The organism is Neorickettsia sp. 179522, from assembly GCF_001593535.1.
GTDB classification, from domain to species: domain Bacteria; phylum Pseudomonadota; class Alphaproteobacteria; order Rickettsiales; family Anaplasmataceae; genus Neorickettsia; species Neorickettsia findlayensis.
In genome coordinates this window covers 454,287-471,411 of the sequence record NZ_LNGI01000001.1, presented here as the reverse complement: position 1 = coordinate 471,411, position 17,125 = coordinate 454,287, and the positions used below count along the sequence as shown (strand labels likewise).

General features: G+C 39.6%; 12 protein-coding genes and 1 tRNA gene. 7 read left to right on the top strand and 6 right to left on the bottom strand.

What is annotated here, in order from left to right; translation table 11 throughout:
• Nucleotides 1–119 precede the first annotated feature (119 nt).
• The 5 genes from AS219_RS02210 to AS219_RS02190 all read left to right on the top strand — a co-directional run bounded on the left by AS219_RS02210 (nucleotide 120) and on the right by AS219_RS02190 (nucleotide 5,787).
• Nucleotides 120–1,100 carry an NAD(P)H-dependent flavin oxidoreductase gene (locus AS219_RS02210; protein ID WP_067979516.1) on the top strand — a complete coding sequence of 327 codons (981 nt, stop codon included), beginning with the start codon at nucleotides 120–122 and terminating at the stop codon, nucleotides 1,098–1,100.
• Between the two features lie 127 nt (nucleotides 1,101–1,227).
• Complete coding sequence (locus AS219_RS02205) at nucleotides 1,228–2,292, top strand: methyltransferase domain-containing protein (protein ID WP_067979513.1); 1,065 nt, start codon at nucleotides 1,228–1,230, stop codon at nucleotides 2,290–2,292.
• Between the two features lie 6 nt (nucleotides 2,293–2,298).
• Nucleotides 2,299–2,964: an RDD family protein gene (locus tag AS219_RS02200; protein ID WP_067979510.1), complete on the top strand. Its 666-nt coding sequence runs from the start codon at nucleotides 2,299–2,301 to the stop codon at nucleotides 2,962–2,964.
• Between the two features lie 69 nt (nucleotides 2,965–3,033).
• A complete protein-coding gene (locus tag AS219_RS02195; protein WP_067979504.1) occupies nucleotides 3,034–4,431 on the top strand; it encodes a hypothetical protein in 1,398 nt (465 codons plus the stop codon).
• A gap of 6 nt (nucleotides 4,432–4,437) precedes the next feature.
• A complete protein-coding gene (locus AS219_RS02190; protein ID WP_067979501.1) occupies nucleotides 4,438–5,787 on the top strand; it encodes a signal recognition particle protein in 1,350 nt (449 codons plus the stop codon).
• A gap of 97 nt (nucleotides 5,788–5,884) precedes the next feature.
• Here the strand turns inward: AS219_RS02190 and AS219_RS02185 are convergent, their stop codons facing one another.
• The 3 genes from AS219_RS02185 to ileS all read right to left on the bottom strand — a co-directional run bounded on the left by AS219_RS02185 (nucleotide 5,885) and on the right by ileS (nucleotide 10,782).
• Nucleotides 5,885–6,856 (bottom strand): hypothetical protein, encoded by a 972-nt coding sequence (locus AS219_RS02185; RefSeq protein WP_067979498.1) that lies wholly within the window; start codon nucleotides 6,854–6,856, stop codon nucleotides 5,885–5,887.
• A gap of 163 nt (nucleotides 6,857–7,019) precedes the next feature.
• Complete coding sequence (gene pyrE / locus AS219_RS02180) at nucleotides 7,020–7,637, bottom strand: orotate phosphoribosyltransferase (protein ID WP_231861833.1); 618 nt, start codon at nucleotides 7,635–7,637, stop codon at nucleotides 7,020–7,022.
• Between the two features lies 1 nt (nucleotide 7,638).
• Complete coding sequence (gene ileS, locus AS219_RS02175) at nucleotides 7,639–10,782, bottom strand: isoleucine--tRNA ligase (RefSeq protein ID WP_067980477.1); 3,144 nt, start codon at nucleotides 10,780–10,782, stop codon at nucleotides 7,639–7,641.
• 638 nt (nucleotides 10,783–11,420) lie between these two features.
• Here ileS and der point away from each other — a divergent pair.
• Nucleotides 11,421–12,845: a ribosome biogenesis GTPase Der gene (gene der, locus AS219_RS02170; RefSeq protein WP_067979496.1), complete on the top strand. Its 1,425-nt coding sequence runs from the start codon at nucleotides 11,421–11,423 to the stop codon at nucleotides 12,843–12,845.
• A 78-nt stretch (nucleotides 12,846–12,923) separates the two neighbouring features.
• Here der and dnaJ read toward each other — a convergent pair whose 3' ends face one another.
• A complete protein-coding gene (dnaJ, locus tag AS219_RS02165) occupies nucleotides 12,924–14,063 on the bottom strand; it encodes a molecular chaperone DnaJ (protein ID WP_067979495.1) in 1,140 nt (379 codons plus the stop codon).
• Between the two features lie 266 nt (nucleotides 14,064–14,329).
• Between dnaJ and AS219_RS02160 the strand changes: the two genes are divergently transcribed.
• Nucleotides 14,330–15,094 (top strand): succinate dehydrogenase iron-sulfur subunit, encoded by a 765-nt coding sequence (locus tag AS219_RS02160; protein ID WP_067979488.1) that lies wholly within the window; start codon nucleotides 14,330–14,332, stop codon nucleotides 15,092–15,094.
• 292 nt (nucleotides 15,095–15,386) lie between these two features.
• Here AS219_RS02160 and AS219_RS02155 read toward each other — a convergent pair.
• Nucleotides 15,387–15,476: transfer RNA gene (locus tag AS219_RS02155), tRNA-Ser, on the bottom strand.
• Between the two features lie 54 nt (nucleotides 15,477–15,530).
• On the bottom strand, nucleotides 15,531–17,081 hold the full coding sequence (locus tag AS219_RS02150; protein ID WP_067979479.1) for a sensor histidine kinase: 1,551 nt from the start codon (nucleotides 17,079–17,081) through the stop codon (nucleotides 15,531–15,533).
• Nucleotides 17,082–17,125 lie beyond the last annotated feature (44 nt).

Below are 17,125 nucleotides of genomic sequence, written 5' to 3'. Positions count from 1 at the left end.
TTCCGAGATTCAGAAACAGCAGCTCCTCTTCAAGTAGTCAGTGAAGTGTGTTTTGTTGGTATTGCAATACCTAAGGTGTTATAGGAGAATTTGCGCACGTAAAGACAGAAATTCGGTTTATGTTTTCCCCTATAGACTGCTGGAACCGTGGTAAGGAATTTCTTGGTACTAGCTATTCCATTATGGGAGGGGCGATGAGTTGGATTTCTGAGCACCGCTTGGTTTCTTCTATTTCCAATGCTGGTGCTTTTGGTGTACTAGCTTGCTCTGCGATGTCCCCAGATCAGCTGGAACGAGAAATATCTCTTACAAAGGAACTCGTTGGTTCTAATCCTTTCGGTGTGAATATCGTTTTAATGCATCCCCAGTTGCCTGGGCTTATTGATGTGTGTATTCGTTCTGGTGTTACACATCTGATCTTAGCGGGTGGTATTCCCTCGAAACAGATTTTAAGCCTTGTTTTAAATCATGGGATTAAGGTTATTGTATTTGCACCTTCTCTCTCGATTGCGAAAAAAATGTGTAGAATCGGTGCAAGTGCGCTGATAATAGAAGGTAGAGAGGCTGGGGGCCATATTACTAGGGTGAGTACATCTGTGCTTGCTCAGGAAATTTTGCCGGAGATTCGCGACATTCCCATTTTTGTTGCCGGGGGAATAGGTACTGGTGCTATTGTTAAAAGTTACCTAGAAATGGGAGCTGCTGGTTGTCAAGTTGGGACACTTTTTGCCTGTGCAAAAGAATCCATCGCGCACCCAAGATTTAAAGCAAAGTGTATAGCAGCCTCTTCTCATGATGCGGTTGTTTCAGAACAGCTGGATCCTAGGCTTGCCGTTATTCCAGTTCGCCTGCTCAAGAATGATGCGACTGAAGAATTTAAAGTTTTTCAAAGAGAAATAATTAAGCAGCTTGATTCTGCTCATATTTCTAAGGAAGAAGCACAGCTTGCCGTAGAAAAATTTTGGGCTGGAAGTCTGCGCAGGGCTGTAATAGAAGGTGATACGGAACGTGGCTCAGTGATGGCAGGTGAGGTTGTAGGATTAGTCAAGGGTGAACGTCCGGTAAAAGAGATATTGGATGATCTAATCAGTTATGTGTGAATGGAATGTATGTAGGAAATTTCTCTGGTAAACTAATAGTTAAGTCTTCCTTGCATTAATAGCCCTTGTGGAGAAATGTTTTTCCTGTATTTTATTTTTAGTTTAGCTTCTTTGAATATTTGGTTCGGTGTTTAATTCGTTTCTTCTCTTCCTGTCCCGGATCTACCAGGAGATTTCTGATTTATTCGCGCGGTTTTGTAGTCTCTTTGGAGAGAAAGAGAAGGTCTACGAAGTCATCAAAGATAACCTTCATTCTTCTTCCAATTTCAGGGAGTTTTATAAGAATAATGTCTCTCTAGGTCTTTACCACTTCTATAGAGGTAATATTAGTGATGCCAAGTTTCGTTTTAAGATGCTTAATGGTTTGTACCGGAATAAACCATTAATTCCATATAATCTGGCTAGATGCTTTTTGCTCTCCGGAGAAACAAAGAAAGCCAGGGCTATGTTTGATGCCATTATCTCGCAAGGAAGAGAGTATGAGGAAGTGAGGTTCTTCTTGAATTTTCTTAATGGTCAAAAAATATCTAGGATCCCGAATTTTATCGTCAAAGAAAGATATGAACACTTGGCACAGGAATATGTTGAAAGGTTCCTTATAGGCAGAAGGTATATCGGACATAAGCTTGTTTTTGAAGGGTTAAAAGCGATTATCGGGGCTAAGCTTACTTCTGATGAGCTTTCAATTCTGGATCTTGGTTGTGGAACAGGTGTTTGCACGCATTTTCTAAAATTGAATGGCGTGGTAGGAGAAGCAACAGGTGTTGATATCTCAGAAAACATGTTAGAAATCGCAAAACGATGTTTAGTTGATGGAAAGCCGGTTTTTGATTCGGTTGTATGTGAGGACATAAGGTCATTTCTTCTTTCTCAAGAGAATAAGTGCGACCTTGTGATTGCGGCTGATTCTTTCTCTTATCTTGGTGACTTATCGGATATTATACCGAGTTGTATCACTCTCTTGAAAGATGGCGGTGTTCTAGCACTTTTGGTCCGTGCAGCCAAACAGCAAGGGGTCCATGACTATGCCTTTGATGTTAATAAATCTCTGTTCCATTATTCTTACGACTATGTGAAAAATCTAGGTGAAGATCTTGCTCTAAAAAATTGCATAGTCAGAAAGTGTACTTTCAAAAGTGCGTGCAGCGGAATCATGGCTTTCTATGTCAAGGGTGATTGTGCTACTTCTTAAGCTATTATGAATAAGCTTTTTTCATTATTGCCTGGTGTCATAAAATCAATCTTTGATTTTCCTCATAGGCTTTTTTCTTTTCCTCACAAAAACAAGACCGATAGCCGTGGAGTCATTTACGCTAGTCAATTTAAACGCTCTGTCAGTACCATTACGGACCTTCTTTTTTGTGTTCTGATATTGAAGGTTAGTGGGTACTTCCTTTCTTTCTTAGTTGATTTACAGTTTCCAGTCGAAGTTCTTGAGAGATACAGATTTGGTCTTCCTATAAGTCAGGCGGAAAAGGCTCTTACTATAGAGTTCTATAAGAGTGTTCTGGTAGTACAAGTGTTTCAGCTGATACTTTTAGCAACACTATTTGTTACATGTTGGCACAGATTTGGTTGTACGCCAGGTAAGTGGATTTTAAGGTTAAGGCTTCTTGATGACGAGACCTTGGAAAAGCCTTCGGTCTCTGCGTGTATAAAGAGATTGATTATATTGCCTTTTTCTTTGCTTATTTTTTTCCTTGGCATATTCTGGAGCCTTTTTGATAGAAAAAGTAGAACCTGGCATGATATTTTTGCTGGAACCGTTGTTGTATCGAAGAGTGCTGAGATTTTTAGAAAAGACGCTTATAGTCACACAACTTACCAACACAAAACCGAAGGTGCAACTCGTGTAACGGATTGAAGGGCTCTTTCTCTGTGGAAAGACGGTTTAGTAAATCCTTTTTCCCTGGTACTATCTAGGGATGCTTCTGTGGTGTCTGATACTGTGAGCAGTTTCTTTTTTCTTTTTCCAGCTTCTGTTTTTTTCTGCATCTGTGCATTTTTTTTCTTTAAGCTGAACACTTTCGAAAAAGTTAGTATCATATTAATTTTAATTGTTTGTCTTTTCGCATTTTTTCAGAACAACTTATTTTATATTTTACTGAGCCTTGAGACTCTTTCGCTGATATACTCGACATTGATTGCTTCAAAAGGCAATGTCAAAGGAGCTGTTGCATATGCAGCATGCAGTTTTGCCGTCGCTACTGCCATGGCTGCTCTCATACCTCACGAGCTTTCTTTTACGGCAGATAACATTGATTTTTTCCATGTTGATGATTTAAGAGGGAAGTTATTCGGAATCTTACTTTTTCTATATGCTGTGGGATTTGTCATGGCACCAGTAATGGAGGGTGCGTATGCAAGTGCTGGACCACTCTTTCTTCCATTTTTTGCTATCTTCACATACACATTGCCGTTGGCCTTAATTGGAAAACTTGGCGTTGGCCACAGTGAGTTTTTATTCGTCTTAAGTTTTTTCATGTTGCTATACGCATTTTATCGGATGGCAATCGAGAGGAAGCTACTCAATGCACTTATAGCAAGTCAAATAGGGCAGGTGGGTTTAATAGGTATCATACTGCACTGTTCTATGAGTGGCGCATATCATTATGTGTATATATCTGCTGTTTACCAGCTAGTGATGTATTTTATTTGTTCAGTTTTTTTGAAGTCGGGTGTAGATACATTTACAAAAGTGACAAAATCTGGCTTTATTTTGCCAGCTCCTTTATTTGCATCTGCATCTTTTATTATAATTTCCACGAGTTTTATTTCTCTTCTGAGCTCTGATTTTCTCTTTTTGCAGCTCTCTGGATACGGGGCAAAAATCATAGTGTTCTTTTTACAAGCCCTTTTCATTTCTATGATACCAGCGAGATTATTATACTGTTGCTATGCTACCAATAATGGAAGGGTTGATAACAAAACTTTCGAAGCTTCCTTAGGTGAAAGGCTTTGTACTGCATGTATTTGTGTCTATTGTTTTCTTTCGTTCGCTACTTGGCTTAATAATCTTGTTGAGTTTTTTGTAGTGCTAGCGGTGGTTCTTAGTACTGCTGTCTTGTATTTTTTTTTCTTAGATAAGATAGGTACGTCACTTCTGGTACTGGATGCACTGATACGATCGGGTTTACTGGTACTTAATCGACTTATTTTGAGAATGAAAAAGCGTTTGTTTTTTCTTTGGAACTTTGTTCTTCGAGGACTGTATGCTTTATTTGGATCAGTGATTCCGATTGCCTGTGGTTGTTTAGATTCCTTGTCACTCAGTATTGTGATTTTTTTAATGGGCATTGTTGTTGTATTGTTTCTCTTTGCGGGGGTTTGATTTGTTATGTTTGATTCACTTTCTAAAAAAATTGGTAGTGCACTGGATGGGATAAAGAACAGAGGGGTGATTACAGAAAAGGAATTTGACGATTTTGTTCGGAAATTGCGTCTTACGTTCCTCGAAGCAGATGTCAGTCTTCCTGTAACTAAACAGTTTATTGCAAATGTGAAAGAATCGGTTATTGGAAAGTCACGTCTAAAAGGGATCTCGACACCAGCGATAATCGGAAGTGTTGTAAAAGAAGAATTAATCAAAATTTTGGGAGGTGAATCGCAAAAATTTGAGTTCCCGAAATGTGGAAAACAGATATTTATGTTTGTTGGATTACAAGGAGTTGGGAAGACAACAACCGCAGCAAAGTTAGCTCTACTGATTCGGAAAAAATTTAAGAAAAATATTCTTTTATCTTCTTTAGATATCTACAGGCCTGCAGCGAGGAAACAGCTTGAAATTCTTGCAAAGCAAATTGACGTTGATAGTATCCCTATAGTTGAGGGCGAGAATATCGATGCAATTTTAAAGAAAACATTGGATTTATTCAATAATAGTAATGAGAACTATGATGTACTCATAGTTGATACTGCCGGACGCTCGCAAATTGATTCTGTCCTTATGGAAGAGCTGAGAGTGATTAAGAATCGCTTGCAGCCCTCTGAAATATTTCAGGTTCTAGATGCAATGATGGGGCAGGATTCACTTAATGTTGCAAAGACATTTCACTCAGAGATCGGTACAACTGGTGTAATAGTGAGTAGACTAGACAGCGATGCGCGTGTTGGTTCGGTGCTTTCAGTAAGGCAAGCTGTTGGTCTTCCTATTAGGTTTTGTGGTGCTGGAGAAAGGGTTAACGATTTGGAAGAATTTCACCCGGAACGTATGGCTGGGAGAATAATGGGCTCTGGAGACATTGCTTCTCTACTTGAATATGCTTCGTCTGAGGTTGGTGAAGAAAGAATAGATTCTATGAAGAAAAGAATCGAAGCTGGTAAATTTGACTATGATGATCTTGTGCTACAGCTGAAGAGTATCGATAAGCTTGGTGGGATAGCCAAGCTTTTACGTTTTATCCCTGGAATTAATAAGGTCCCATCAGAGCAGTTTGTAGATGATTCGACCTTGAAGAGAAATCTGGCCATGATAAATAGTATGACAAAAAGAGAAAGGGCCTGTCTCGATTCTATTAATCAGTCACGCAAATCACGCATAGCCAGCGGGGCTGGAGTCAAGGTCTATGAAGTGAATAAGCTAATAAAAAACTTTGAAAAAGCCCGTCTGCTTGCTCTGAGGATGGGGAAAATAGGTGCAACCAACGACGAATCTATGTATGATCTCAACGAATTGCTCAAAAAATAGCAGAAACAAGCAAAAAAGAGGAGGGGGCCTGTCGGCCCCCTAGAAACGCGCATCAATCCCTACAAACAAGGAACCAGGAAAAGTGAATTACCCCGTTTCACCTACGTACTACAGGGAAGCAACTAGTTATTGTCGAACCAGCGGCCATATTAGATGCCGGTTTGTTGCGTGACAGCTTCTCCTCATCTTCAGTATGTGGTCTTTTACTAGCTGGTGGATTGTCATTGGAGCTACACCCGCGTGAAGAAGTTTCGGTACCAGGTGTAGCAGTAGAAGCTGAAGATTCTTTACCGCCGAAAACCCATGACCGTACTTGTTTGAAAGTACAGTTCCTCTCTAAATAGATAAGTAAGCTACTTAACATTTCCGGGGCAGCAAAACACTTTGACTCATCTTGAAAGTCTGAAAACTTACCATGTGAAAGTAGTATTCCACGCTCGTTTATGAAATACTGTATGTCCTTGCTATCAAAACCCAGATAAGCGCCAGGAATCTTGAATCTGTAGTGCACGTGCGCATTACGTTCAGTTGAGTGCATTTTTTTGACAGTGCAGACGCATTCCGGTGATCCTGGTGTCTTTGTGACATCTATTGCAGCTTCTGAGACGCTCCATATGGAAAACCTCCCATCAACTGTAGGGGAGCGGACGGCTCCTGATAAACAAAGAGAGAGCGTACCATCAAGGACATGATAATTAAGATGTGTAACACCGTAATTGACGCTTTGAAAAAGAGCGCCAAGGTAACCGAGAAAAGAAGTAGGACGAAATGGTCTTCCCTGACTTATCAGAGCTACAGTAGTACCATCATAGAAAAGTATGGAAGCATAACTGTTGCCCAAGCGAATATTTTCTTCAACTTTTATAAGAATCTTGCCGGTAGCAACAGCGCTACTGCTATTATTCTCGACTGCTACAACCAGGTGTTCATCATCGGTATTTGTGAACTCCGTACTTAAAGTGCCGCGCTTTTGAGACCAGTTCAACAACTTAAAATTCCATTTTTCTCTGTGGGATTTGCGCAACTTAAAGAGCGAGGTTTCTAATTTTTGTATTTCTTGTAGATCCATATATTTATCAGCATTATTAAAACATACTAATCTTCTAAACTAACACTAATATTATTTCTAGCCTACTCTAGCTGTCTACACACATAATTTTGTTTATGGAAAATAAATAACAGATCCCTACACAGACCAAGATTTTTGACTAGAGTTGTTCAGTGTTCGCAAGTTAATTGAGATTATTAGAACCCGGCTTTATGCAAGGAACATTGCTCAATTCTTTCGGGATATTTGTTGCATCAAATGTGATACAACTTAACTTCACGACACTAAGAAACTCGCAACCATACTTCTCAAAACGTTTTTTTGCGGTTCCTTCAGATCTGTCTATTATCGAAGCTGCGAAGAGCACTTTTGCACCACGGTCGTGAACTTTTTGTATAACATCTATAGAAGAACCAGCCGTTGTGACCACGTCCTCTATGAGCAGGATGTTTTGTCCATTCTTTACTTGAAAACTGCGTCTTAGAGTGAGTTCTCCATTGAACCTCTCAAAAAACACAAAATCTTTATTCAATAAGCGTGCCACCTCATATCCAATGATTAATCCACCAAGCGCCGGCGCGACAACTAAATTGATTGCGCTCTTTATTTTTTCAGGAATAAGTTGCACTAAGGCCGATGCGAATCTAAAGGCACGCTGTGGATTTTGTAGCAGAAGAGCGCACTGAACATATGTATCACTTCGTAGTCCGGAAGAAAGGTGAAAATGCCCCTTCAATATGGCACCAGAGGCGTAAAGCTCATCAAGTAATACTTTTTCTTCCACCTGGCTTTTCTTAGACACCTCAATTGCCACTATGCCCGCACGTGCTATTCTCCCTCATTATACCAATTTTTATTTCCTGGGAAACATCTTCAACAAATGAACAATTAGAAAAATCATTTGATCTGTCTGCAATTATTTGGCTTGCATATGTAGATGATGTTATTGCGCTTTTGAATTGCCCAATTGTAATGAGGTATTCTGCTGGAGCATATATTTTGATTATCACTTTCTCTTTTATTGTTAGACCAGCTGATTTTCTAGCTTGTTGTATCATGCGTACTATGTCTCGAAATCTTCCCTCAGATATTAATTCTTCGTCTAGTTTTAGATTCAACCTTACAGCCAAGCAAAACGAACCAATCTGTCCAGTATCATTCTCTTCAGACACCACTGAGGTTTCGTATTCATCATTTTTCAAAAGTCTATTGCCGAGGTATACCTCACCAGAGGGTAGACTTTTCCAGTTTCCGCTTTTGAGTTCATTGATCATGTGTTTTACTTCTTGCGGGTATCTTCTGCCTAAAACAGGGAAGTTTAGCTTAAGCGATTGTCTTACTTGAGGATCACTTTCCTTAAAGGTGATGCATTTCACGTTCGCCTCATCCTTTAGGATAGAGAGCAGTTCAGTATTTTCCATAAATGTTGGGCTGACCCTACCTATGACCTCGAGATGTCTTAATGGTTGCCTTATTCTAACGGTATTTTTATTCCTTATTGAAAGCGCTGTATTACATATTTCTCTTGCTAATTGCATTGTTTGTATGATTTCTTCATCTTCAGGCAAGGTTTTGGCCTCTGGATATCTTTCTAGATGTATAGATGTGCTTTTGTCATTATGTAACGCCATCCAAATCTTTTCTGCAGTCATTGGAAGGAGCGGCGCGATTATCTTAAGTACTTCTGAAAGCACAAAATACAATACTTCGAACGCTTGCCGTTCTCCTGCCACGAACCTTTCTCTAGAGCGTCTAATGTACCAATTATTGAGTGTATCAATGAAACTAAGTACATTTTTGCAAGCAGACTGTATATGATACCCATCCAGCGCATTTCTCATTTTTCGCGAGAACACTATGTATTCTGAGAAGATGTACTTATCGAGCAAATTAGTAGACTCGCCCATTCCATGTAGGGTACATATTGAGTGATAATTTGCATACGTCGCAAAAAAGTTGTATGCGCTGTAGAGTGGCTTTAGGAGGAGTCTAACAACATCCTTGATTATCTCACCACCTTTGTCTATCAACAGAGTACCGCCATTCATCACTGAAGAAGATAACATCAGGAAGCGCAATGCATCAGCTCCATACTCATCGAATAATTCTTTTGGATCTTTGTAATTATTCAGTCTTTTAGAGAGTTTTTTCCCGTCCTTGTCTAATATCACCCCGTGGGCAAGGCAATTTTTAAATGGCACGCTGTCAAAAAGGGCTACGGAAAGGACCATAAGCGTATAAAACCAACCACGTGTCTGCGCAACATATTCTGTGATGAAATCTGACGGGAAATTTTTTTCAAACCATTCTTTGTTCTCAAAAGGATAGTGCACTTGCGCAAAAGGCATTGAACCCGATTCAAACCAGCAGTCTAGAACCGATTCCACTCTTACCATAGATGACTTCCCTGTAGGATCATCCGGATTTTTTCTTGTCAACGTATCTATGAAAGGTCTATGCAGATCGGTAATTTTTACACCGAAGTCTTTTTCAAGCTCAGTTATGCTTCCGTACACATCAACTCTTGGATAAGAGGGATCCGTGGATTTCCATATTGGTACGGGTGTTCCCCAGAATCTATTTCTTGAAATTGCCCAATCCTTTGCATTTTCTAGCCACTTACCTACTAAGCCTTCTTTAAGGTGTGAAGGGATCCAATTAATACCTTCATTAAGTTCGAGCATCCGCTCCTTTATTTTGCTGACACACAAATACCATGATGGAACCACCTTATATATAAGTGGTGTATCGGTACGCCAGCAGTGTGGATAACTGTGAATATACTCTTCAATTTTAATTAGCTGTTTTTTTTCTTTGAGTATGAGGATGATATCCTCATTTGTTTCAAAGACGTGCCTCCCGGCAAATTGTGCTACCTCAGATGTAAATCTACCTCCATCATCGACGGGACAAACAACTGTTATCCCGTGTTGCTTTGCCAATTCAAAGTCTTCCTCACCGAATCCAGGTGCTATATGTACTATTCCAGTTCCATCTTCATCTGTTACAAAGTCTGCATACTGTACAACAAAGGCACCGTTTTCTTTTTCGTGCGCAAAGAATTCGAAGAGTGGCTTATATCTTTTACCAACCAGGAGTTCATTTGGAACGATTATTCCAGCTACTTCCTTGTTTGAAGCTTTAGAGGAGATATAGTACTTACCATCCTTTTCAACGCGGGTATAGACAACATGCTTCGATATACCAAGCATCATATTTGAAGGTAGGGTCCAAGGCGTTGTGGTCCATGCCAGCAGATAGGATGTTTTGCCATCACCAAATAAATCGCCTTCCAATTCAAAAGCGACTGTCACAGACTTACTTTTTTTCTCCCTATAGGCATTATCGAGGCGTGTCTCGAAATTTGATAACGGTGTCTGGCATGCCCAGCTATAAGGAACTACCTTTACGGATTCATAAATTAAACCTTTTTTATACAATTCCCTAAATGCCCAAATTACGGATTCCATAAAGGAAAGGTCCATGGTTTTGTAGTCGTTGTGAAAATCAACCCATCTGCCTTGTCTAGTGACGTAGTATTCCCATTCAGATGAAAAAAGTAAAACTGATTTTTTGCACTCTGCGTTGAATTTATCTATTCCAAAATTTTTTATCGCTTCTTTTCCTGAGATCTTAAGTATTTTTTCGGTGTACATCTCTGCTGGCAAACCGTGACAATCCCATCCAAATCTTCTTTCCACTTTTTTGCCGAGCATTGTTTGATATCTGGCTACGGTATCCTTAATGAAACCGGTAAGTAGGTGTCCGTAATGTGGTAATCCATTTGCAAAAGGTGGTCCATCATAAGAAACGAACTCTCCATTATCCGTTTTTGATGAGACAGAATGAGCAAAAACTCTATTTTTCTCCCAAAATTGCAGAATCTGTTCTTCTATCTTGGCAAAAGAAAGATCTTGGGAAATTTCTGGGTAAGAAGAGTTACTCATTTTGACTAGTAATGCTTGCATAGAATTCTAGCTAATTGGTTGTAGCAGCACAATTAGGCTGTACTACTAGAAGATCGCTCTCTTTGATAATCTCTGGAACGTGGACTTCACATTTAAAACGTTTATGGTCGCTTATATTCCATTCATAACGTATTTACCTTGATCATTTTCAGAGAGCTGGTGTTGTGCAGTGTCTTTGTTTGAAAAGCATGTTTGCATGAAACGGATCTTAGTTTCTTTTACTTGAGTTTATGAATGCAGTTCTTTCTGTGCTTAGTGTATCTTTATTTTTCGCTTGTGTTTTTCCTCACTCACTAAAAGTTCTATAATCCTAAGTGGTTGATTGGGAAAACGTTATCTTTTGTCAGTGAGTTTAATTATGGTCTGCAGAACAGATGAGATAATCCTTAGAGAGATTTAATAAATATTCTACGGATTATTTCAAAGCACGGTACTTGTAATGACCAGTTGAGATTCCTGAGGGACGTACATTACTATGCCATTCGGTGGTGTTATATGTGTAGTTAGAGCCTCTTGTCTGACCACCCTCTCCTTCTTTGAGCTTTATTCGGCTATATTGCTATTTAGATGTATTCCATACAAAGTGACATCTACTGTTCCTCCTTATTGTCTTTAACATGCAGTCTACCTTTAAAGTTTCCATAGTTGGAAAGGCAAATGTTGGTAAATCAACGTTATTCAATAAGATGGCCAAGCAAAGATGTTCAATTACCATGGACAGAAAAGGAGTCACTCGTGATGTGGTTAGCAGAAGAATTTTACTAAACGACAGAAAATCATTTTTTCTACTTGATACTGCTGGCTTCAATCCGCAACATCCAGAAACGATTGAAAGGACTGAGTACGCAATAAAAGAAAGCGATATGGTTCTTTTTGTGATTGATAACAAAATCGATTCCGAGGACATGCTTTTTGCCAGTTGGATTAGAAAGAATGCTGGAAACAGTAAAATACTTCTGGTTTGCAACAAAAGTGACCGGAAAGATAGAGATGATTGCTCACTTTTTGGGTTTCGAGATATTTTTCCAATATCTGCTGAGCATTCGGTAGGTCTCAGGGAACTCATTTCTTATATCGAGTCATTTGTACCGGAGCAATTGGATGTTCCGAAAAGTGATTCTGAACAACAAAGAAGAATTAGAGTTGCTATTTTAGGTCAGCCAAATGTTGGCAAGTCTAGTTTAATGAATAAGTTTATAGGTAAAGATCGTGTCCTTGTGCTACCAATAGCAGGTACTACAAGGGATCCAATAAGTGATGAGTTTCAATGGAAATGTACAACCTTCGAGCTTGTTGACACTGCTGGTTTGAGAAAAAAACAAAGAGTCACTGATGGATTAGAAAAAATATGTAATTCAAGTGCGCTACGCACTTCAGCAGAGAGCGATGTGGTGCTTTTCATGTGTGATATATCCAATTTCACGCTAGAGCGACAGGATTTTCTTCTTATGAATAGGATCCTAGAACAAGGTAAACCGATAATACTTGTCGGAAACAAGAAAGATGCAGTCAATGCGACCGAACTTGAAAGCGTCAAGGAGTTTATTAGTCTGCAAGCGCAAAAATTAATTGCTTCGCAGATACCGATATTTTTTATTTCCTGTCTCCATGAGAGTGACTTTTCCTTTATACTGGACGAATGTGTGAGGCTGTATGACGACTCAAAACGAAACATTCCGACACATCGATTGAATACGTGGCTCCAAGAAGTTGTACGTCGTCATCCGCACCCCATGGTGAACTCGAAGCCAGTAAAGCTTAAGTATATAAAAAAACTCTTACATAAATTTGTTTTTGTGCTAAGTGCAAATCATCCTGAACTCGTTGCCGAATCATATTTAAATTACATAAGGAACTCTCTTATTAGAAATTTTCGGATTTATGGTATTCCAGTAACCCTTATTTTGAAAAAGAACGATAACCCATATGTAGGAAGTGGGTCTTCGAAACCAAAGAACACACAATCAATAGCCAAAAGAGGATCGACGTCTAGCTCTAATAAATCCAATCACCGTAGGAGCAGCGTAGGAAAGTTTTCGTAAGTACGTGATCGCTAAGACAAGAGATTTGTACGATAGCATCGGGTGATCGATAGAGCACTAAACTGGTCTAAAATTTTCTTAGAGGCCAAACATAGAGCGAATCTTGCTAAAGAATTTCTCAGATTTTGGGCTACATCCGAGTGATTCTTTCTCGAATTCTTCCAGTATTTCTCTCTGTTTTTTCGTTAGTTTTACTGGTGTCTCTACGGTGAGCCGAACATACATATCACCCCTGTATTCAGAGTTAAGAAGATACATACCTCTCCCTTTAAGTTTAAGTTTATCACCTGTTTGGGATCCCTCTGGGAGTTTGATCTTGAACTTTTTGCCTTCTAGTGATGGAACTTCTAGTTCTCCGCCTAAGGCTGCTAGAGACATCCTTATTGGAACTTCGCAATAAAGATCATTATTTTTACGTGTAAAAAACTCGTCTTGCCTAATATGGACAATCATATACAAGTCACCTGGTTTGCCTCCTCTGGAGCCTGCTTCTCCTTGACCTCTAAGTAATACTTTTGCACCGTCACTTATTCCACGTGGTATTTTTGCACAAGTGGTCACATTTTTCCTAATGCGTCCTGTGCCTCCACATTTTTTGCACGGATTTTCAATAATCATCCCGCTGCCGTTACAGGTGCTGCAGCTTCTTTCTACCGTAAAAAAGCCCTGCTGTGACCTGATTGAGCCCGCACCATTACATGTACTGCATTGTACCGGTTTGATTTTTCCTTCACATCCCGTGTTGCCACACTGCTCACATTCCGCCAGTTTTGTGTAGGAGACTGCTACTTCTTTACCTTCAAACGCTTCCCTTAGAGTGATCGAGACATCATATCGCAAATCTGAGCCATCTTCCTTGATGACTTCATTGAAGTCGGCCTTTGTTCTACGTGCTCTTCCTCCTCCGAAGAGATCATTGAAAATATCTGAGAAGTCCATACCAGAGAAGTCTGCGGAGAAACCTCCTGCTCCTCCAAAACCGCCTCCATTGAACGCCGAGTGTCCATATTGATCATAGGATGCCTTTTTCTCCGGATTACTTAAGATACTGTATGCTTCACCAATTTCTTTGAACTTTTCTGCTGCCTCCTTGTCACCTTTATTACGGTCTGGGTGATACTGAAGTGCAAGCTTTTTGTAAGCCTTCCTTATTTCCTCAGTGGAAGCATTTCTACTAACGCCGAGTGTTTCATAGTAATCTTTTTTCTTTTCTGGCATTCTAAGAAGACCTATTAGTGTAAACAGCAACCTTACAATAGGTAAGGATAGTAATGAGAAAAAACAAGATGAAAAGCAAAAGCGAGCTCATGAGTTTTGTATTGTATTTCCCAAAAATGTTAAAGCGAAAAATGCATCAGCATCCTAATCCATACGGTTGTGTAAACTGTACATAACCATGATGACCCTACTTTTCAAATCGCGCTTTGTTTACCTGTTTCTGATAAAATGTTAGGATCTTGTTCAGATTCATCACTTTTTATAGCATGGCACAGTTTAGGCTACCCGAGAACTCACGTGTTGTTGAGGGAAGAGTTCACAATTCTCCCTCTGCTGATGCAAGAAAGTTAGTCATATACAGGTTTTCTCCTGGTGATGATAATCCAAGGAGGGATACCTATTACGTAGATCCGAAGGACTGCTCCCCTATGGTCTTAGATGCTCTTATAAAAGTGAAAGATGAAGTGGATCCTACGTTAACCTTCAGACGCTCTTGTAGAGAGGGGGTTTGTGGTTCATGTGCTATGAATATTGATGGGCGTAACACGCTTGCGTGCACAAAACGCATGGATGAGATCAGTGGTGAAATTCGAATTTATCCTCTTCCTCATATGAGGGTGTTAAGGGATTTAGTTACCGACCTTACTGTGTTTTTTCAGCATTATCATTCCATAAAGCCTTGGTTGCATTCTGAAAAGAATAATGATGGGAGAGAACATCTTCAGACTCCTGAGGAAAGGCAAAAGCTGACTGGGCTGCATGATTGCATTTTATGTGCCTGCTGTTCAACAAGTTGTCCAAGTTTTTGGTGGAATGGTAACAAGTATCTTGGTCCTGCCGCTTTACTACAGGCTTATCGTTGGTTGGTTGATAATAGAGATTCAAAAAAGAAGGAGAGACTTGAGTTTTTAGCGGACTCATTTAAGTTATATCGTTGTCACACGATCATGAATTGCGCACAGGCATGTCCTAAAGGCCTGAATCCAGCCAAGGCGATCGCAGAAATAAAGAAGATGATTGTTTTAGGTTAATCTCCGATAGCCTATTTTCATTGTATTAGCGTCGTCTAGCTTTGTGGCGTCGATAGTATAGCGGCTGTCTCTGTTGTTTTTCGGTGAAAGACAGAGAACACGATGGGTTAGGGTTTTTGTTTTCTTCCATATCATGAGGTTAGTCCCGGGCAAGCTTTTGTTGTCCGTGACATAGTTTCTGTTTTTGAGACCTGTGTTTCCTAATAGCTATTCTTATCTGTCATAGCAAGGCTAGCGTGTTTGACGTCAAACTCTGTAGCTATTAAAGGAAGGTTTACACGCCAAGCAGCGGCGGAAGAAAAGGGATTCGAACCCTTGTCAGATGGTTTACACCTGAACACGCTTTCCAAGCGTGCGCCTTCAACCACTCGGCCACTCTTCCGCGTAGATTGTATAATACCTTTGTACATTTTGCTATTCGCGCTGTAGGGATGGGTTAATTTTCCGCCTGCTTTTGCTTGAAGGTAATTGTGGTTTTCGTTCCTTTTCCAACTTGAGAGTATATTTCAAGAGAACCGTTGTTGAGATGAATGATATTTCTTGATAATAACAACCCTATTCCCAAACCATCTGCCTTCTTCGTGAGTGAATTTTCTAACTGTGGCACACCATTGACAACTTTCATACCACTTCCTGAGTCTTCAATTGTGATGGAAATACTTCCTTCCTCACAATTTTGACACGCCCTTATTGAAACGGTTGCACCATTTTCGCTAAATTTAATTGCATTACTTAGGATATTAGTAATAGCCTTTTTGACCTGCTCACGGTCTAAAAAAACTTCTGGAAGATCTGCATCAATACTTTTACAAAGAGAAATTTCTTTTGTTGATGCAAAGGTTTTACAATTTCTTACGGCTTCCGCTATTATTTGTTGAACACCCACATAATCCTTTTTTGGAATCATGAGCATGCTATTTGATTTCGTTATATCTATTATGTTATCAACGGTTCTGAGTAAGCTAGTTCCAAATTTATAGATTTCCTGTCCGTAGCATACGTACTTTTTATTTGTAATGTTTCCAAGACACTCGTCTTTTATCATCTCCGAAAATGCGATTATCACATTTAGAGGTGTGCGTAATTCATGCGTGATGCAAGAAATAAAATGACTTGAATTCGTTGCTATTTGATCCAGGATTGAAGGATCCTTGGTGCCCTGCCTGGTTGAACCAAGTGGCTTGCTATTTATAAATGCAAACTCGAGCCTTTTTAGAAAGATAAATATCCAGAGAACAATGCACAAAGGCAGTAGGATACTAATAACCCTTGCAATGACACTGCCAAATGTTACGTGACTAGGCCCGTATTGACAAAAGTACAGCTCGTTATCTAATGAAGAATAAATGCTTCTGCATTCTCTTATGCTCTTATCTTGAATAGTGTGAGCCGGTCGATATATCTCGTTGTAGTTTTTGTCTACAATAGAGAAATTCTGTTTTCCTTCAAGTCCTATTAATACTTCTTTTAGTTTTTCTAGAAGAGCCCCAGCAGGGAGATAATATACCATACGACGTACTTCACCATCTAATTGATCAAAATTTTTATGCTGAAGACTCGAAGAGCCTTTCAAGGAAATATTCTCGATTGTAACTAACTCACCTGGCATGTCTTTAAAGAGTTCCGCCTGTATTGAACCAACCTCACAGTTAGTTGCCTTACCCTCTTCACCAAGTTTGATGAATTCACCATATTGAAGAAGCGTGCTTAAGTACTTGCTATCTGTGCCGATAGGCGCTCCGCTTTCAACAAAGAAGCGAACGATAGAAATCTCGTTCTGTACCGCCGAATAGAAATTTTCTATTGTATTCTGTGCAACACTAAATATGACAGAGGATTCAATGGAACGGATTGTATTATAGTTTGTGATGGCGTCTTTATTGTGGTTCAAAGAAAAATAAAAACTGACTACTGCAAGAGCCGAAAGAAGGAATTTAACGTACCGAATGCATCTTTCAGGTTTAATGTCATGTTTGTGAAAGATCATTTTGTATACACTGCATATGGTGCTTCCTCTGCTTATAATAACCA